Genomic DNA, 17545 nt, shown 5'->3' with positions numbered 1-17545 from the left:
TGTGCGTCGAGGCCCCCCGAACAGTGATTTCGGGGGGCCTCGGCCAACAGCAGATGAACGACGAACCAACGCCGTCCACCTGGCGGATTACACGGGTGGGAACGTCCGAACCCGCCGTAACCGACTCTTCGCGCGAACGTACGATTGCGCCGTGAGTGTCGTGATTGCAGTGCTGCTGGTCGTGGTCGCCGGCTTGGTCGGCTACCTCGTCGGCGGGGTGCTGGTACCCAGGCTGTCGTCGCGCCAGAGTCAGCGCTCGGACGAACAGACCGGGCTCACGATGTCCCAGGTTCTCGACCTCATCGTGTTGGCTTCGGAAAGCGGTATCGCCGTCGTCGACGGTTTTCACGACGTCGTGCTCTTCAATCCTCGCGCCGAGGAACTCGGTCTCGTCAAGAATCGTCTGGTCGACGAGCGAGCTTGGCGGGCTGCTCAGGAAGTTCTGCGGACGGGTCAACCCGTCGAGGTCGATCTGACGGCGCAGACCGCTCAGCGGGGCCGCGACAAGATCGCGGTACGTGGCACGGCCCGGTTGCTCAGCAAGGACGATCGCAACTTCGTGGTCCTGTTCGCCGACGACGATTCCGAGCAGGTCCGCATGGAGGCGACCCGACGCGATTTCGTCGCGAACGTCAGCCACGAACTCAAGACGCCGGTCGGTGCGATGAGCCTGCTCGCGGAGGCGCTGCTCGAGTCCGCTGACGACCCGGAATCGGTGCGCCACTTCGGCGAACGGGTGCTCGGTGAGTCGATTCGTCTGGGCAAGATGGTCACCGAGTTGATCGCACTCTCGCGTCTGCAAGGTGCCGAGAAGCTGCCGGATCTCGACGTGGTCGACGTCGACACCGTGGTGTCCGAAGCACTGTCGAGGTCGAATCTGTCGGCCGAGGCCGCCGGGATCACGGTCACCACCGACCATCCGAGTGGGCTGGAAGTACTCGGGGATCAGACTCTCCTCGTCACGGCATTGTCCAACCTCATCGAGAACGCTATTGCATACTCGCCCAAGGGTTCTCCGGTTTCCGTCAGTCGGTCGGTACGCGGCGACAATGTCGCGATCGCAGTCACCGACCGAGGAGAAGGCATCGCGAAAGCGGACCAGGAGCGAGTGTTCGAGAGATTCTTCCGCGTGGACAAGGCGCGGTCACGGCAGACCGGTGGAACCGGTCTGGGGCTGGCGATCGTCAAACACGTCGCGGCCAATCACAACGGCTCCATCGAACTGTGGAGCAAACCGGGTACAGGGTCTACCTTCACGTTGCAGATACCGGCACACGTGGAGTCGGACGACGACATCGACTCTGACAACGCGGGAACCGCCGGTTCCACGCGGATCGGCAGACGAGAACAAGGCAGTAGAGAAAACGGCATGGAGGCCAAACGATGACGAGTGTGCTGATCGTGGAGGACGAGGAGTCCTTGGCGGACCCGCTGGCGTTCCTGCTCCGCAAGGAAGGCTTCGAGACCACCATCGTCAACGACGGACCGTCGGCGTTGGCGGAATTCGATCGCTCCGGAGCGGACATCGTCCTGCTCGACCTCATGCTGCCCGGCATGAGTGGCACGGACGTCTGCAAGGCGCTGCGGTCGCGCTCCGGCGTCCCCGTCATCATGGTGACGGCGCGTGACAGTGAGATCGACAAGGTCGTCGGACTGGAACTCGGTGCGGACGACTATGTGACCAAACCGTATTCGGCGCGTGAGCTGATCGCTCGCATCCGTGCGGTGCTGCGCCGCGGGGTGGAGAACGAGGCGGACCTCGCCTCCGACAACGGGGTGCTCGAGGCCGGACCGGTACGGATGGACGTCGAGCGCCACGTCGTGCAGGTCGCGGGTAACCCGGTGACGTTGCCGCTCAAGGAGTTCGATCTCCTCGAGTACCTGCTCCGCAACTCCGGTCGGGTGCTGACCCGCGGACAGTTGATCGACCGCGTCTGGGGCGCCGACTACGTCGGTGACACCAAAACCCTTGACGTACACGTGAAGCGGTTGCGTTCGAAGATCGAATCGGATCCGGCCAAGCCGGAACATCTGGTCACGGTCCGTGGATTGGGTTACAAGCTCGAAGCGTGATCGAACCTCGTCGAGAAGAAATGTCGAGAAGAATTCAGCCGCTCACACGATCGTGTGAGCGGCTGAATTCTTTTTGTTCAGGCGGAGTCAGCCCTGAGCTTTGTTCTGAGCGATCGTGGTCGCCGGATGGACTGCGATGAGGCCGAGGCCCGCGCGACGCCTGCAGAGGCGAGCCAGCTCGTCGTACGCGCGCTTTCCGAGAAGTTCCGTCAACTCGGGCCCGTAGGACTGCCAGACCTGCCGCTCCCCGACATGAGCGTCGGGGGAGCCGGAGCAGTACCACGCGAGGTCGTCGCCGCCCTCACCCCAGCCGCGGCGGTCGTACTCGGTGATCGTGGTCTTGAGGATCTGGACGCCGTCCGGCCGGTCGACCCAGTCCTGGGTGCGGCGGATCGGTAGCTGCCAGCACACGTCCGGTTTCACCTCGAGCGGCTCGATGCCCTTCTTGAGCGCCATGGAATGCAGAGCGCAGCCCTCGCCTCCGGCAAAACCCGGCCGGTTGAGGAAGATGCACGCTCCTTTGTAGCGGCGGGTGCGCAGCGCGGGCTCGTCCTCGAGGTCGTCTTCTTCGACGTAGCCCTTCTTGCCGAGACCCTTTTCCATGAACTGCCAGTCTTCGGCTGTGAGCATTTTCACTGACGCATCGAGCTTGTCCTGATCTTCCTGATCGGAGAGGAAAGCGCCGTGCGAGCAGCAACCGTCGTCCGGGCGGTCTCCGATGATGCCCTGACACGCCGGCGTGCCGAACACGCAGGTCCAATGCGAGAGCAACCACGTCATATCAGCGGAAATGAGGTGTTCGGAGTTATCCGGATCGACAAATTCGACCCATTCGCGCGGGAAATCGAGATCGACCTCGGGGCTCGGAGTCATCTTGTGGGACCGGTCTGGGTTACCTGCTGTCACAAGGGCCGACCGTAGACCCAGTAACGTGGCGATGTGCGACTAGGGGTACTCGACGTCGGAAGCAATACCGTCCATCTATTGGTTGTGGACGCCCATCGGGGCGGCCACCCAACACCCATGAGCTCGACCAAGTCCACGTTGAGGCTGGCAGAGAACACCGACGACCGCGGCGATATCACCACGTCAGGAGCCGATCGGTTGGTCTCGACGGTTTCCGAATTCGCCGGTATCGCCAAGACGTCCGGGTGCGAGGAAATGATGGCTTTTGCCACTTCCGCGGTCCGTGACGCCAACAATTCCGAAGCCGTACTCGCCCGCGTCCGCGCCGAGACCGGAGTCAACCTCGAGGTTCTGTCCGGGGTCGACGAAGCCCGCTTGACCTTTCTGGCCGTGCGCCGCTGGTACGGCTGGAGCGCCGGACGCATCCTGAACCTGGACATCGGCGGCGGCTCGCTCGAACTCACCGCAGGTGGTGACGAGGATCCGGACGTCGCCTTCTCACTGCAACTCGGTGCCGGACGGTTGACGCGCGACTGGCTACAGGCCGATCCGCCGGGCAAGCGCCGGGTCGCTGTGTTGCGCGACTGGCTGGACGCGGAGTTGGTCGGACCAGCCAAGGAACTGCGCGCCGCCGGCGACTGGGACCGCACGGTCGGGACTTCGAAGACCTTCCGATCGTTGGCTCGGCTCACCGGCGCGGCCCCTTCTGCCGCAGGCCCCCGGGCAAAACGGACCCTGACTTCCAGCGGACTCAGGCAACTCATAGCCTTCATATCCAGGATGACGGCGGCGGACCGTGCAGAATTGGAAGGAGTGAGCTCGGATCGGTCACAGCAGATTGTGGCCGGCGCGCTCATCGCAGAGGCAACCATGCGGGCGCTCGGAGTGGACGAACTGGAAATTTGTCCCTGGGCACTGCGTGAGGGTCTGATTCTGCGAAAGCTCGACACAGAAATGGGCGGTGAATTGGTGGTGAGTGCTTGATGACCGAGGACAGTCAGCAGATTTCCGTAGCGGAACTGCTCAAGCGGAACGGTCAGAGCGTCGAATCCCGAGGTGGACGACGCCGGCGCGGCGTAGCCGGTGGCATCTCCGTCGCCGAACTGACGGGTGAGATCCCGATCGTTCGCCAGTCGGGATCGCGCGCGGCCGCCGAGCCCGAGTCCGACGAACCAGCAGCCCAGCCCGAAGCCGCTGCGCCGGAAAACTCTGCACCTTCAGCGCCGGCCGAGGCTGTCGCGGAAACCGCCAAGTCAGCCGAACCGGCACCGAAGGTTCCCGCCGATCGCACCGCAGCCTTCGCCGTCTCGTTCGACGACGACGATGACGATGACGAGCCGCAGGCACCCAAGGGTGAGTCGAAGCCGGTTGCTGCGCCGCCGGTCACCACTCCGAAGCCGACTTCCACACCTTCGCCGGGACAGACCTCGAAGTCCTCGCCCGGGCAGTGGGTGAGCCGGGCACCGCTCAACTCCTCGTCACCGACGCAGGTAACGCAGGAACCAGCCCTGCTGTCGGGTCAGACCCTGGCGGGCGACCTGATGCGTCAGGAGCGCGCCGCAACGCAGTCGCCGTCGTTGCGTCCGCCGATCCTGCCGCCGCGTGTCCCCACTCCCGTCGTGAAGGCACCTGCACCGACTGCTCCTGCTCCGGCCGCGCCGGAAGAGAGCACCGAACTGATCGACAAGATCGCAGACGCGGATGCCGGCGAGGCCGAATCGACCGCTGTTGTCGATCTGGTCAAGGCGCCGGCTGTCGATGACGGTGCAAAAAAGTCCAGTGCCGCCGCGGAGTCCGATGTCGAAACCGAACCGGCAGCGGAAGAGGCAGGCGAGCGTAACTCGATCCGTGAATGGGCAGTGCTTGCCGGTCAGGTGGTTGTTGCACTGATCGTCGGCGGCGCGATGTTCAAGGGCTTCGAGAAGCTGTGGGACATGCTGCCGTGGGTGGCGTTGGTGCTCGCGCTGATCGTGATCGTCGGCCTGGTTGCTGTCGTGCGGGTTCTGCGGAAGACGGACGACATCACGAGTTTCGTGATCGCGGTGGTCGTCGGCATGATCGTGACGCTCGGTCCACTGGCGTTCTTGTTGACCTCGGGTTGATCGGACGATGATCGGGGGATCGCAGCGCATGGTTCGTCGGCCGATAGCCGTCGGCCTGTCGACGGCTTCGGTATATCCGGAGAACACGGAAGCGGCATTTCGCTACGCCGCTGATCTCGGATACGACGGCGTCGAACTGATGGTGTGGGCCGAATCCGTGAGTCAGGACATCGGTGCTGTTGCCGCCCTCGTTCGCAAGTACGCCATTCCGGTGCAGGCGGTGCATGCGCCGTGTCTGCTGATTTCGCAGCGCGTGTGGGGTTCCGATCCGGTCGAGAAGCTCGAGCGTTCGGTGCGCACCGCCGAAACCTTGGGAGCGACGACGGTGGTCGTCCACCCGCCGTTCCGGTGGCAGCGCAAGTACGCCGAAGGCTTCGCGGAACAGGTTGTCGAACTCGAATCGAAGAGCAGCGTCGTTGTGGCGGTGGAGAACATGTTCCCCATGCGCGCCGACAGCTTCTTCGGCGGCAAGGACAAGTCCGCGGAGCGTCTGCGTAAACGTGGCGGTCCAGGGGCAGCGTTGTCCGCGTTCAGTCCGTCGTACGACCCGACCGATTCCGATCATGCTCACTACACACTCGACCTGTCGCACACCGCGACGGCGGGCATGGATGCCCTGGAGTTGGCCTCCCGTATGGGCAAGGGGCTCGAGCACCTGCACCTGGCCGACGGTCGCGGGGCGTCGATGGACGAGCACCTGATTCCGGGGCATGGCTCACAGCCGTGCGCGGAGTTGTGTCAGCAATTGGCTGCGAGCGAATTCAGCGGCCAGGCAGTCATCGAGATCAACACACAGAACGCGCGCACCCGGCGGGAGCGGTCGTCGATGCTGGCGCAGGCGCTCGCGTTTGCACGCGAGCACCTGGCACGCTCAGCGGTGGCCGGCAAGTAGCGCAGCTTCGAACTGCGCGCGCACCTTCTCGACTTGTGCGTCGAGGTCTTTGGTCTCCCAGCCTTCGGTCGAGATGGGATCGAGCACCGAGACATAGACCGGGCCTGGATGGGCGACAAGCGAATTGCGCCACATCCGTTCACCCGCGTTGTGAATCACCACGGGCACGATCGGCACACCGGCTTGGATCGCCAAGTGGAATCCACCCTTCTTGAAAGGGCCCAGACGTGGCGTCGGAGAACGGGTGCCCTCCGGAGCTATGACTATCGAGACACCATTCCTCAGCTTGTCGACTGCCGGTTGCAGTGCAGCCTTCGCCTTCGTGGTGTCGGTGCGGTCGATGTAGGCGACGTCGAGCAGTGCACCGACGGGCATGAACCGCGGATCGCTTGCCGCTTCCTTCTTCGCGACGCCGGTCACGTCACGCTTGATCACGGTGCCCAGGACCAACATGTCCAGGGAACTCTGATGGTTGAACATGAACACCGCCGGGCGGTGATCCCACACGTTGTGCTCGCCGTCGATCTCGACGTCGATGCCCAGCAGTGAGAGCGAGATGTCGGGGCCGTACGTGCCGACCAGGTTCGCACCCAGTTGACGGTTCCCGGTGACAATGCCTGCCGACGCACCGAGGGCGGCGGTGGCAGCAAGCGCGCCCATGGCCGTCGCCGTTCGGATCGTGGAGATCGGTGTTGCGCCTCGTTGCGGTTTACGCAGGCTGACCGAAGGCCAGTGATTGCGCAACGCGATCTTGGCCAGACCACGATCGGGATTCAACGCGACAGGTCGCCCGACGGCCTCGAGCATGAAGACGTCTTCGACACCGTTGGAGTACGCAAACGCGTTCTTCAGATCGGCGCCCATCTTCTCGGCATAGCCTGCAAGGGCATTGGCCTTGGCCGGCCCCCACAGTGCGGGCGAAGACAGTTCGCCGGTGAGCATGCCGTCGACGACTTCGGGTTCGGTGCACAGCACGTCTTCGATGTCGAGATCTTCGGCGACGTACTTGGCCTGGAACGGAGTCGCCGACGTAGCCATCACGATCGTGTGGCCGGCTCGCCGGTGTGCCGCCAGTAGCCCGCGGGCTTCCGGGTAGATCATCGCGGCGATTTCCTGCTTGAACAGCCGTCGGCCCCAGTCGTTCAGTTCCTCGACGGTACGGCCGCCCAAGGCTCGAACGCCGATGTCCATCAGTGCTCCGACGTCAGCACCGCGGAATTGGGTGTCGATCGCGGCACCGGTGGTGCGCAAGAGTTCGCCGACGCTGATATCCAAGCGTCGCAGGCGGTCTCGGTACACAACGCTGGCCGAGTACCCGCTGATCAAGGTGCCGTCGAGGTCGAAGGCGGCGATCGTTCCGGGCCCGGGCGGGGCGGCTTCGATGGCGGAGTGCAGACGCTCGAGTCCGGTCACAGTCCTACTTCCTCGTTCGCGGCGGGCGCTCGGTTTGCTTCTGGAATGGTCACTACCGCAGCGGCGTCCGGTACCGGCATCGCCACCTGATCGAGTCGTGCATGCGCGAGTGCGCGAAGGTGACGCAGGCGCTCGACCTGAACCTTGATCTCGGCAGCGAATGCCAGGCGCCGGGCCCGGACTCCGTCGTCGTCGACTTCGATCAAGTTACGGTTGCGCGCCAAATTCAGTGCGGTGGCGAATAATTCGCCGGAGACGGATTCGTTGCTGGCGATCTGCTGCCGCAGTCGACGCTGATGTGCGACGTCGATGCAGTTGCTGATGAACGACTTTTCGTCGAACGATGTCGAAATCGGCGCGAGCACAAGCTGATCGGCGACAACCTGGTACGCCTCGAGGAACGGTTGGAGCACGCGGTGCGCGAGGTACGGGCGAACCGTCTCGATCATGTGCTCGGTTCGTTTGTCGTCGGCCATGACGGTTTCCCACTCGGGGTCGATCAGCGTCAGCTCGGTCCGCATCTCCTGCTCGAACGTGTCCCGGTCACTGAAGAAGAACTCGAATTTCAACAAATCTCGGATGCGCTTGGCCTCTGCCCACCCGTCCCCGATGGGGTCCTCGAACCGCTCTTCGACGGCTGCCTGAAGTACGAGTTCGGTGATGGCACGCACGACAAGAAAGTGAATCGTGTTGTTGCGGTAGAAGGCAGCGACAAGATGCTGGTCCTTGCCGAGGTAGAAGACCTGCTCGCCGCCCCGATCGAAGCGCTCGAGCACCCCGGAATCGACGTGTGTCTGCAATGCCTTCTCGATGACACGCGGATCGGACAGTTCGACGTCGCCGGCGATCGGAAGATTTCGCGCGGTGATGTAGCCGAACAGCGGCGTGAGAATCGCGGTGAGTTCGCGAACTGTCAACGCCCGGTCTTCGATTCCGAGGAACGCCAACATCGCCAGTGAAGACACGGTCACCGGGGTGACCTCGTTGATGCGGTGACACACCTCGATGCCGGCCTTCTGAATGGCGAGGCGCTGATCGGTTTCCTGGCTGAGTGCGTCCGCGAGTGAGAGCGGCCGGCCGATGGTCACGTGCGCGACACCGTTGCGCTTTCCCTGGGCGCGTACGTAACCCACCATCCAGCGCAGGCCTTCCGGTGTCTTCTCGGCGCCGAGCGCCTCGGCAGCCATGGCCCCGACCTCGTAGAGTTGGTCGTAGCTCAGCGCAACCGGGACGAGGTACACGTCGGACGCTCCGCTGACCTGAAATGCCTTGGTCAGGTAGGTCAGGAGACCGAAGCGCGGCGGGCGTAGTTTCCCGGTACGTCCGCGTCCACCTTCGATGTACCACTCCAGATTGAAGCGCTTGGTCAGCAGATAGCGCATGTACTCGTGCATCGACCACTTGTAGACCTCGTCGTTGCCGATGCTTCGACGAATGAAGACGGTGCCGCTGCGCTTGAGGATCGAGCCCATGGGCCAGAAACTGATGTTGAGGCCGCCCATGACGTGATTGAGCGGCAAGCCGTTCGCGATCAACGCCGGACGCAGGACGAGGGGATCGAGGTACGAACGGTGACTGGGGAGGAAGACCAGTGAGTGTTCCTTGTTCAGCTCACGGAGTTCCTCGAAGCGGCTCGTGTCCACGTCCAGCTTGTAGGCGCGAGCGAAGTAGCGGCCCAGGCGATCCCACACCGCGATGGCTTGGCGACTCTGGGTGGCAACCATTTCTTCGAGAGCTTCACGTGCGCGGCGATCGACTTCGGCGACGGCGATGTTCAACCGGTCGGCCAAAGCCATGACCTCGGTGGCGAATCGGCGGGTGTCGGTGATCTCGTCGACGACGAACCGCGACACCTTGTACTGGCCACCCAGTAGGCCCAATTCGGCGCGTTCGAGTGCCAGAGCGGCCTGCCGTCGGATGAACTCCGGTAGCGAACCGCCACCGCTCTTTTCGAGGCGACGCTCGAGATCGCTCAGTGGTGCGGGTTCACCTTCGATGACCTGGCACCGTGAGGGGTCGGTGCGCAGGGTTCTGCGTTGTGCACCGCGTCCGGGGTGGAGAGGATCGCGTGGTGCCAGCGCATCACGTAGTCGCACCGCCACGTTGTGCTTGGTATGGGTGTCCGGAATCCACACCACGCGAAGCGGTGCGAGCATCGGGTCGTCGGTCCGTGCCGCCAGTTCTGCCAGGGTCTTGTCGGTGATGTTGACGGTGACCGGCCGAGTTTCGGATGAGCTTGCCTTGTCGGCAAGCCACTTTCGCAGCACGCCGGCTTCGGCCTCTGTCATGGTTTCGGTGAGGTACACGCGCGGGTTGGTCGTGTTCTCGCTCATGACTCACGCACCTTCCGTTGTGACTCCGAGAGCGACGATCTCGTCCAGGCTCTCCTGCAAGCACTGCATCAGCAGCGCGGGTTTTGTGATCGCAGCGGTGTCGAGATTGATTCCGATACAGCACACCCCGACGTGGGAGACCAGTGTCGCCATTGCCGCGCAACCGGGCGCCGGGCCGAACGGGAACATCCGCTCGATCTTCGCTCCGGCGAGATAGACCGGTACCGGTACGCCGGCGACGTTGCTGGCCTGCAGGTCCAGACCCGTCGACTGTGACAGATACCAGTTCGCGAGTAGATAATTCGGCAGGCGGGCGAGGATCGGGGCGGCGACGTCGATAGCGTCCAACGCCGGTTCCTCACGCAGACTCAGAACGATCTCTCGCACCTGCCTGATGCGTTTGGCCGGATCGGTTTCGGAGACCGGGCCGTTGAAGCGAACGGCTGCAAACCTGTTGCCGCCGTTGGCGTCTGCGCCCGTACGCATGCTGATCGGCATACCCATCGGAATGCTGTCGACGGACTGTCCGAAGGCTTCGTGGTAGCGACGGAAGCCGCCGAGCAATGCGGCGACGTAAGCGTCGTTGAGTGAGCCGCCGGCAGCTTTTGCTCCGGCCTTGAGCTCGGGAACACCCACTTCGAGAGTTCCGAACCACCGTCCGAGACCACGATCGTGGAGCAGAGGGGAACCGGAACGAGCTGGGGGAGTGACGATCTTGCGGAGTGAATTGGCGTAACCGAGGACCTCGGAAGCCGTCGTGATCGGACTCGAGATCGCCGTGGTCGCAACATTGGTGGCACCGCGGACCAGCTTGGCGATACGCGAGGGCGCACGCCGGATCTCGCTGACGACCTCCTCGCCGAAGGCGCCCACCGATGACAGATGCTCAGGAGCAGGCGGTGTGCGGTCGGGCTTGTTCGGAGTGGGGTCCGGGCGTCTGCTGTGCAGGAGCGTCATCATCTGGATGCCGCCCATGCCGTCGGTGATGGAGTGGTGAGTCTTGACCACGAACACGGCGCGACCGTCGTCGAGACCTTCGATGAGCAGCGCGCTCCACGGCGGTCGAGCCTTGTCGAAAGGTTCCGTCGCAAGGTGACGACACATGCGCAGTGCGTGATCGAAGTCCGCCGGTGCAGGTAGGCGGACGCGTCGTAGGTGGTAGCCGATGTCGAACTCGGGATCGACGGACCACACCGGATTGCCCAGCTGCATTGCCGGTTCCACTGCTCGCATACGAATACGCGGAACCACGTGCGATGCCCACTCGACTGCGTCGAGAAGTCGATCCCAGTCCGGGGCACGATCGAGTACCTCTACCGCAACGATCGGTGAGCGCAGTTGCGGCTGCGCCTCTTCCATCCGCCACATTCCAGTCTCGAAGTCGGACATCGTGCGGTTCGCCCCCCAGGCGACCGCGGAAAGGTCGACGTCGACCGCGCTAGGAGGAACAAATGGATTGCTGTTGGCCATACGTCAAGAACTCCCTCGGTCTGCGGATCCACCCCGCGCATCTCTGCTTCTAAGTGTGGACCCGCGACCGTGGGCGCGTCCCGGTTTCGGTGTCAGCCGACAGGTGTGACGTTCGTCAGTTAAGGGCTAATCGGACATGCCGGGAAGTTCAGTGCTCAAGAAGTGACGCCGACGGCTTTCAGGGCTATCTCGCGGTAGAGAACACTGACTTCGCGCGGAGTCTGCGGTCCGTCGAGTCGATACCAGAGGACGACGGACTGACACATTCCCAGTAGTGCACGGCCCGTTCCGGTGATGTCCGGGACCGTGAACTCACCGCTCTCGACGCCTGCCGTCAGTACGTCGACGAGTAGGTTCTCGAGCTTCTTTCGCTTGGCGGCGTAGCTCTTTCGTTCCGCGTCCTCGAGGTACCGCAGTTCGGAATCGAGGAAGGCTATGTCGGAGCGACTGGTCATGTGCAGAACACACGCCTCGACGAGATTGCCGAACTGTGCCGTCGGCGACGGTCCGGCAGCGTCGACCGCAGCGCTCGCGCGTGCGGTGACGTTCTCGATGCCCGGTTCCATCAGCGCGACGAGGATGCCCTGTTTGTTGCCGTGGTGGTAATACAGCGTCGGCACGGTGACACCGGCACGTTTTGCGATGTCACGAACCGACGCTCCGTGGTAACCGAGTTCGTGGAACACCTCGAGTGCGGCGGTGAGCAGGGGAGTCAGCGTCAGTGGTTCCACGATGCGCCACTGTTCGTCGGGCTGAGCCTCCGACTGCAAATCCGTCATTCCGCCTGTTCGCTCCGTTCGGAAATTTCTGGTGATGTGCGCAAAGAAGGTTCAACCCTAGCGCAAGGCGTGTCCTCCTTACCGATGCTCGGCCATCATTGGATAGCATCACTATCCAGTAATGGGTCGAGCGAGTTGGACGGAGGAGCGGTGAAGGTTTCCGAACTGGCCGCACAGTCCGGCGTTGCACTGGCCACTATCAAGTACTACCTCCGTGAAGGTCTGCTGATGCCTGGTGAGCCGACCAGCGCAACGGGAGCGAGGTACGGCGAACAGCACGTCCGGCGACTCGCGTTGATCAGGGCCCTGGCCGGGGCGGGACTCGCGATTCCACGGATTCGCGCGGTGCTCGAACTGGTGGACAGTGACGAGCGATCCGAATTCGAGACTTTCGGCCGCGCAATCGCGCAACTACCCCCGTACGTCGAACCTGAACCGGATCCAGAGTTCCCCAGAGCTCGCAAGGTTCTGGAGTTTCTCGGTCAGGTCTTCGAGCCGAGGTACGTGGCGGTCGCGCACCTCGAGCGGGCACTGATCGGCCTCGAGGATGCAGGACTGAGTCTCTCGGACGAGCGCCTGCGCGCCTACGGCGACCACATCCGAGGGATTGCCGAAGTGGAAATCGAGCTGATGCCTACCAGTTCGACCGAGGACGGCATTCGCTATGCGGTCCTCGGAACCGCCATGTACGAACCCGTCCTGACAGCTTTGCGACGCCTGGCGCACCAAGATTTGGCCGCACGACATTTCCCGCAACACCGAGAAAGCACCGAACAGGAAAATCGATGAGCACCAGTCCCTTTCAAGATCTCAATCGCCTCACCTCGCTCGGCGACGGGCGATACACCGCAACGATCGATTCGATCTGGACCATCGGGCCGAAAGTGCACGGCGGCTCCATGATGGCTGTGTGCGCCGCTGCAGCGCGTCAATGTCTGCGAGACGGCGCAGGTGAGAACGACTCGCTTCTGAAGATGCAGCCACTCGCAGTGAGCGCCAACTATCTGTCGGCCCCAGATCCGGGTGAAGTCGAACTGGAGGTGATCGTCCGAAAGCAGGGACGCCAGGTCGCGTTATTAGACGTCGAGTTGAGCCAGGCGGGCCGCAGCGCTGTTCGCGCGGCGGTCACGCTCGGATTCCTCGATGACGGCGACCCCACCTTCGTCACGGCCTCGTCGATCGACGACATGTCACCGGAACCGCCGGAGAGTGCGGTGGCAGTCATCGGCGATCACCCGATGGCGCAGGTCGTGCATGTCGGTCAGGGTTGCGACATGCGAATCGACACCACCTCGGCACACTTCCTGACCGGCAGCCAAGGCGAGGCCGAGGTCAGGATGTGGGTCCGTCCTCGACCCGAGGACGAAAACGACCTCGACACCGCTGTGCTGTTCGCGATCATGGCGGGTGACATCAGCGCGCCGGTGACGATGAACCGCGGCCTGTTCGGGTGGGCGCCGACTGTGCAGTTGACGACGTACCTGCGCCGACTGCCGACGCCGGGATGGCTTCGCGTGCGGGCGAGCTCGGATGTTCTGGGCAGCACGTGGTTCGAAGAGGATCATGCTGTTCTCGATTCGACGGGCGCAGTCGTCGTCCAGAGTCGTCAATTGGCGATGATGCCCCGCTAGGGTCGATCGCTGCGGTCGTGGCAGGCTGTTCGCCATGACAAGAATTGCGATTATCGGTGGCGGCAAGATCGGCGAGGCGCTGATCTCCGGGCTGTTGCAGGCCGGCCACGCCATCAAGGATCTGGTCGTCGCCGAGCAATATCAGCCTCGCGCAGACGAATTGATCGCCGAATACTCCATCCGCGTCAGCACGGTCGCCGATGCCGCCGAGGGTGCGGACGTCATCGTCATCGCGGTGAAGCCGAACGACGTCGAGTCAGCGCTCACGGCGTTGACGAAGGTCGATCTGGACGGCGACCTCGAACAATTGATCGTTTCCCTTGCGGCGGGAATCCCCACGGGATTCTTCGAAACGCGTCTGCCCGCAGGGTTCCCGGTCATCCGCGTCATGCCGAACACCCCCATGTTGGTCGGGGAGGGCGTGAGCGTGCTCTCGCCCGGACGGCACGTCAAGGCCGAGCATCTCGAGCTCGTACGCGGCATCCTCGGCAGCGTCGGCAAGGTGGTCACGGTTCCCGAATCGCAGATCGACGCGGTCACGGCTGTCTCCGGTTCCGGCCCGGCCTACTTCTTTCTGGTCGCCGAAGCGATGATCGACGCGGGAGTCGGTCTCGGCCTGACGCGCCCGGTCGCTACCGAATTGGTGGTGCAGACGATGGTCGGTTCCGCAGCGATGCTCGATCGCACCGGCGACAGCGCGACGGATCTTCGCGCCGCGGTGACGTCACCGGGCGGAACGACGGCTGCGGCACTGCGTCAGCTCGAAGCGGGCGGCCTGCGGACGGCGTTCTTCGATGCCTTGGATGCCGCCAAGTCGCGCTCGGCCGCAATGGGTGCAGCTGCGGATTAGTCGTCCGTTTAGCCACACCCGTCGCTTTAACCCCACCAGTACAGCTAAGCTCGACTTAGTACGTACGTGTCTGTTCCGCCGGAGGGGAAGCCGGCGGCGCGAGTCGTGCTGGAGGTATGTGGATTAATGGTGTCTGCAAACAAGCCGTCCATGGGTTCGTCCCACGACGGAAAGCCGGCAGTGGCCGGCACGCAATTCCTCACTGTTGCTGAGGTAGCAACTTTGATGAGGGTGTCGAAAATGACTGTGTACCGGTTGGTACACAGTGGCGAATTGCCCGCTGTACGAGTGGGCCGTTCGTTCCGTGTACATGCGAAGGCAGTGCACGATTACCTCGAAACCTCGTACTTCGATGCCGGCTGACCAGCCGGTTCGAAGAGGATGACCTCGGCGTGAGCCGAGTCGCGGGCACAGCGGTTGCTGTGCCGGAGGCTCGGTTTATGCCGAGTGACTCCACACCGGTACGATGAGTCACTGTCGTACCAGCAAGCTGGTGTCGTAAGGCGCTGAGCTAGTTAAAACGAGGGCCAGGCGCCAATTGCTTGGCGCAGGCGTACGTGACCGGCGTGCGCAGGAACGCTAGAGAAGAACGTGAGGGACACCCGCTATGGGTTCAGTGATCAAGAAGCGTCGCAAGCGCATGTCGAAGAAGAAGCACCGCAAGCTGCTTCGTCGTACCCGAGTACAGCGCAGGAAACTCGGTAAATAAGCAGTACCTGTTGATGCCCGCCACCCCTTCCGGGGTGGCGGGCATCAACATATTCGGGGGGAAGCGATGTGTGCCACGTCTCATTGGCTGGGCGGTTTGTCTTGAATGGCCGAAATTTGGGTAGTCAGCGCGGGACCCCCTCTGCCCGTAAAGTGGGGGAAAATCGCGGGAGGGACGCTTCGGCAGAGCGCGTTTCTACTGGATATGGGGGTACTTGGTGGTTGAAGGTGACAACACTTCAGGGGGCACGACGCCTCGCGTCGTACTGGTGACCGGGGCGAGCAGATTTCTCGGCGGCTACCTGGTGACCAGGCTTGCGCAGAATCCGTCGATCGAGCGTGTCATCGCCGTCGACGCCGTCAGTCCGAGCAAGGACATGATGCGCAGAATGGGCCGCGCGGAATTCGTGCGAGCAGACATCCGCAATCCGCTGATCGGCAAAGTGATCCGAAACGCCGAGGTCGACACCGTCGTGCACGCGTCGACGCTTCAGAAAGCCCCCAAAGCCGGCAGCCGCGCCGCGATGAAGGACATGAACGTCATCGGCGCCATGCAACTGTTCGCGGTCTGCCAGAAAGCGCCGACGGTTCGCAAGGTGATCCTGCGCTCGGCTTCGGTCGTCTACGGGTGCAGTGCCAAGGATCCCGCTCAGTTCACCGAAGAAATGAGTGCGCGCCGCCGGCCGCCGGGCGGATATGCCCGCGACAGCCTCGAGATCGAGGGATACCTCCGCGGAATGGGGCGTCGGCGCCCGGACATCTCGGTCGGGATTCTGCGGTTGGCGCCGTTGATCGGACCTCAGCTGACTGCAACCGTCGGGCACTACGTCACCGCCCCACTCGTGCCCACCATCGTCGGGCGCAACGCGCGCCTGCAATTGCTCCACGTCGAGGATGCCCTCGCGGCGCTGGAGAAGGCGACCATCGGACACGCTTCGGGTACGTACAACATCGCCGGCGACGGAGTGGTCATGATGTCGCAGGCGATCCGCCGGGCAGGCAGGGTGGAAGTTCCCATGCCGCTCGCTCTGTTCCGCAGCGTCGGGAGCGCGTTGGTGGGGTCGTCCATGAGGCTGTACACCGACGAGCAACTCGAGTACTTCCGGTTCGGCTGCGGACTCGACACCACTCGCATGCGCAGCGAGCTGGGGTTCGAGCCGCGATGGACCACCATGCAAGCACTCGACGATTTCATGCGTGCGATGCAGACGCGCCGGATCATCAAGTCCGAGTGGATCGATCGGGCGGAGAATGCGTTGACCACCATCCTCGGCGGTGACACCGCCGCGGCGGCAACAAGTGCAGACGTGATGCACATGCCGCTGTCGGGACGAAGTGCGGTGAAGGGGTGACTGACGTGGCGAAGGTAATTCCCCTGCGGCCCAGCGCAACTCACACCGGAAAGTCGGCAACTTCCCGTTCGCGTGAGTCCGTCACCGGTGCGGAGCGTGACATCCGTGAACAAAGTGAACGTCGGCATCCGTCCGGAGTGTCCTCGGCGGCCGACCACGGCGGTGAGAGCACGTTCGTCGATTCGGCCAGGTCGGCGATCGTCGACCAGATCGCCTCGGCAGCAGAATTCCTCCGACGTCGGGTGTCCGGCGACTACGAGGTCGACGAGTTCGGGTTCGACCCGCATTTCGCGGACAACGTCGTCATGCCGATGTTGCGCCCGTTGTTCGAGAAGTGGTTTCGCGTCGAGGTCAGTGGGATCGAGAACATTCCCCTCACCGGGGGAGCGCTTGTGGTCGCCAACCACGCCGGTGTGATCCCGATCGACGGACTGATGACGTCGGTTGCCGTGCACGATCACCATCCAGCGCATCGTCCACTGCGAATGTTGGCTGCGGACATGGCATTCGAGATGCCAGTGGTGGGTGGACTGGCGCGCAAAGCCGGTCATACGTTGGCCTGCAACCCCGACGCCGAGCGTCTGCTCAACGACGGTGAAGTCGCGGCCGTGTTCCCGGAAGGATTCAAGGGCATCGGGAAACCGTTCAGTGAGCGGTACAAGTTGCAGCGGTTCGGGCGCGGTGGCTTCGTGTCGGCCGCAATGCGAACCGGTGTTCCGATCATTCCGTGCTCGATCGTGGGTTCGGAGGAGATCTATCCCAAAATCGGTGATCTCACCACACTCGCACGCGTTCTCGGTCTTCCGTATTTCCCGGTGACACCGCTGTTTCCACACTTCGGGCCGCTCGGCCTGGTTCCGTTGCCGTCGAAGTGGTACATCGAGTTCGGAAAGCCCATCGTCACCGACACCTTCGAGAGCGGTGCCGCCGACGATCCGATGGTCCTGTTCGAGGTCACGGACCACGTCCGGGAAACCATTCAGCAGACGCTGTATCGACTGTTGGCCAAGCGTCGCAACGTCTTTCTCGGCTGAGT

The 17545-nt window shown here is 63.2% G+C and carries 17 protein-coding genes; 12 read left to right on the top strand and 5 right to left on the bottom strand.

The genetic code is table 11. The annotated features are described in order from the left end of the window. The first annotated feature begins 151 nt into the window (after window positions 1-151). Both ASU23_RS14730 and ASU23_RS14725 read left to right on the top strand, forming a co-directional pair. Entirely contained in the window at window positions 152-1387 is a 1236-nt protein-coding gene (locus ASU23_RS14730; RefSeq protein WP_058038156.1) for a cell wall metabolism sensor histidine kinase WalK, read from the top strand. Continuing rightward, complete coding sequence (locus ASU23_RS14725) at window positions 1384-2073, top strand: response regulator transcription factor (protein ID WP_003942020.1); 690 nt, start codon at window positions 1384-1386, stop codon at window positions 2071-2073. Before ASU23_RS14730 ends, ASU23_RS14725 begins: the two co-directional genes overlap by 4 nt. 87 nt (window positions 2074-2160) lie before the next feature. On the opposite strand, the gene ASU23_RS14720 is transcribed toward ASU23_RS14725, so the two are convergent. Then, entirely contained in the window at window positions 2161-2946 is a 786-nt protein-coding gene (locus ASU23_RS14720) for a hypothetical protein (protein ID WP_003941928.1), read from the bottom strand. A 66-nt stretch (window positions 2947-3012) separates the two neighbouring features. Here ASU23_RS14720 and ASU23_RS14715 point away from each other — a divergent pair, with 66 nt between their 5' ends. Genes ASU23_RS14715 through ASU23_RS14705 form a run of 3 tightly spaced genes read left to right on the top strand, consistent with a single transcriptional unit; the run spans window position 3013 to window position 5973 of the window. Further along, a complete protein-coding gene (locus tag ASU23_RS14715) occupies window positions 3013-3963 on the top strand; it encodes a Ppx/GppA phosphatase family protein (RefSeq protein ID WP_003941975.1) in 951 nt (316 codons plus the stop codon). After that, entirely contained in the window at window positions 3963-5081 is a 1119-nt protein-coding gene (locus ASU23_RS14710; protein ID WP_058038155.1) for a hypothetical protein, read from the top strand. Before ASU23_RS14715 ends, ASU23_RS14710 begins: the two co-directional genes overlap by 1 nt. 7 nt (window positions 5082-5088) lie before the next feature. Continuing rightward, window positions 5089-5973, top strand: a complete 885-nt coding sequence (locus tag ASU23_RS14705; RefSeq protein WP_042923251.1) for a sugar phosphate isomerase/epimerase — start codon at window positions 5089-5091, stop codon at window positions 5971-5973. On the opposite strand, the gene ASU23_RS14700 is transcribed toward ASU23_RS14705, so the two are convergent. From ASU23_RS14700 to ASU23_RS14685, 4 genes are all read right to left on the bottom strand, one after another. Then, a complete protein-coding gene (locus ASU23_RS14700; RefSeq protein WP_058038154.1) occupies window positions 5953-7386 on the bottom strand; it encodes an HAD-IB family hydrolase in 1434 nt (477 codons plus the stop codon). The two genes, ASU23_RS14705 and ASU23_RS14700, sit on opposite strands and share 21 nt — an antisense overlap. Next, window positions 7383-9719: a glycerol-3-phosphate 1-O-acyltransferase gene (locus tag ASU23_RS14695; protein WP_007735324.1), complete on the bottom strand. Its 2337-nt coding sequence runs from the start codon at window positions 9717-9719 to the stop codon at window positions 7383-7385. The genes ASU23_RS14700 and ASU23_RS14695 overlap by 4 nt, the downstream gene beginning before the upstream one ends. A 3-nt stretch (window positions 9720-9722) precedes the next feature. Then, window positions 9723-11189, bottom strand: a complete 1467-nt coding sequence (locus tag ASU23_RS14690) for a wax ester/triacylglycerol synthase domain-containing protein (RefSeq protein ID WP_058038153.1) — start codon at window positions 11187-11189, stop codon at window positions 9723-9725. Between the two features lie 155 nt (window positions 11190-11344). Next, entirely contained in the window at window positions 11345-11968 is a 624-nt protein-coding gene (locus ASU23_RS14685) for a TetR/AcrR family transcriptional regulator (RefSeq protein WP_003942051.1), read from the bottom strand. A 150-nt stretch (window positions 11969-12118) separates the two neighbouring features. Between ASU23_RS14685 and ASU23_RS14680 the strand changes: the two genes are divergently transcribed. From ASU23_RS14680 to ASU23_RS14655, 7 genes are all read left to right on the top strand, one after another. Beyond that, window positions 12119-12757, top strand: coding sequence for a MerR family transcriptional regulator (locus tag ASU23_RS14680; RefSeq protein ID WP_058038152.1), 639 nt, complete (start codon window positions 12119-12121; stop codon window positions 12755-12757). Continuing rightward, on the top strand, window positions 12754-13599 hold the full coding sequence (locus ASU23_RS14675; protein ID WP_058038151.1) for a thioesterase family protein: 846 nt from the start codon (window positions 12754-12756) through the stop codon (window positions 13597-13599). The genes ASU23_RS14680 and ASU23_RS14675 overlap by 4 nt, the downstream gene beginning before the upstream one ends. A 34-nt stretch (window positions 13600-13633) precedes the next feature. After that, window positions 13634-14449 carry a pyrroline-5-carboxylate reductase gene (proC, locus tag ASU23_RS14670; protein ID WP_003941923.1) on the top strand — a complete coding sequence of 272 codons (816 nt, stop codon included), beginning with the start codon at window positions 13634-13636 and terminating at the stop codon, window positions 14447-14449. A 150-nt stretch (window positions 14450-14599) separates the two neighbouring features. Then, entirely contained in the window at window positions 14600-14812 is a 213-nt protein-coding gene (locus ASU23_RS14665; RefSeq protein ID WP_263284141.1) for a helix-turn-helix domain-containing protein, read from the top strand. A 244-nt stretch (window positions 14813-15056) separates the two neighbouring features. Continuing rightward, the gene (locus tag ASU23_RS33410; protein ID WP_003402602.1) at window positions 15057-15158 is read left to right on the top strand and encodes an AURKAIP1/COX24 domain-containing protein; all 102 of its coding nucleotides are present in this window, start codon (window positions 15057-15059) and stop codon (window positions 15156-15158) included. Window positions 15159-15375: 217 nt separating this feature from the next. Further along, window positions 15376-16509, top strand: a complete 1134-nt coding sequence (locus ASU23_RS14660) for an NAD-dependent epimerase/dehydratase family protein (protein ID WP_007735316.1) — start codon at window positions 15376-15378, stop codon at window positions 16507-16509. After that, a complete protein-coding gene (locus ASU23_RS14655) occupies window positions 16506-17543 on the top strand; it encodes a lysophospholipid acyltransferase family protein (RefSeq protein WP_007735315.1) in 1038 nt (345 codons plus the stop codon). The genes ASU23_RS14660 and ASU23_RS14655 overlap by 4 nt, the downstream gene beginning before the upstream one ends. Window positions 17544-17545: the final 2 nt, after the last annotated feature.

The organism is Rhodococcus sp. KB6 (assembly GCF_001445685.1).
Lineage (GTDB): Bacteria > Actinomycetota > Actinomycetes > Mycobacteriales > Mycobacteriaceae > Rhodococcus_F > Rhodococcus_F qingshengii.
This window is presented reverse-complemented; position numbering and strand designations above follow the sequence as displayed.

What these genes read in the sequence shown, in the direction of transcription:
- ASU23_RS14725 (WP_003942020.1), top strand. Translation starts at nt 1,384, where the DNA reads ATGACGAGTGTGCTGATCGTGGAGGACGAGGAGTCCTTGGCGGACCCG.
- ASU23_RS14720 (WP_003941928.1), bottom strand. Translation starts at nt 2,946, where the DNA reads ATGACTCCGAGCCCCGAGGTCGATCTCGATTTCCCGCGCGAATGGGTC.
- ASU23_RS14710 (WP_058038155.1), top strand. Translation starts at nt 3,963, where the DNA reads ATGACCGAGGACAGTCAGCAGATTTCCGTAGCGGAACTGCTCAAGCGG.
- ASU23_RS14705 (WP_042923251.1), top strand. Translation starts at nt 5,089, where the DNA reads ATGATCGGGGGATCGCAGCGCATGGTTCGTCGGCCGATAGCCGTCGGC.
- ASU23_RS14695 (WP_007735324.1), bottom strand. Translation starts at nt 9,719, where the DNA reads ATGAGCGAGAACACGACCAACCCGCGCGTGTACCTCACCGAAACCATG.
- ASU23_RS14690 (WP_058038153.1), bottom strand. Translation starts at nt 11,189, where the DNA reads ATGGCCAACAGCAATCCATTTGTTCCTCCTAGCGCGGTCGACGTCGAC.
- ASU23_RS14685 (WP_003942051.1), bottom strand. Translation starts at nt 11,968, where the DNA reads ATGACGGATTTGCAGTCGGAGGCTCAGCCCGACGAACAGTGGCGCATC.
- ASU23_RS14675 (WP_058038151.1), top strand. Translation starts at nt 12,754, where the DNA reads ATGAGCACCAGTCCCTTTCAAGATCTCAATCGCCTCACCTCGCTCGGC.
- proC (WP_003941923.1), top strand. Translation starts at nt 13,634, where the DNA reads ATGACAAGAATTGCGATTATCGGTGGCGGCAAGATCGGCGAGGCGCTG.
- ASU23_RS14665 (WP_263284141.1), top strand. Translation starts at nt 14,600, where the DNA reads ATGGGTTCGTCCCACGACGGAAAGCCGGCAGTGGCCGGCACGCAATTC.
- ASU23_RS33410 (WP_003402602.1), top strand. Translation starts at nt 15,057, where the DNA reads ATGGGTTCAGTGATCAAGAAGCGTCGCAAGCGCATGTCGAAGAAGAAG.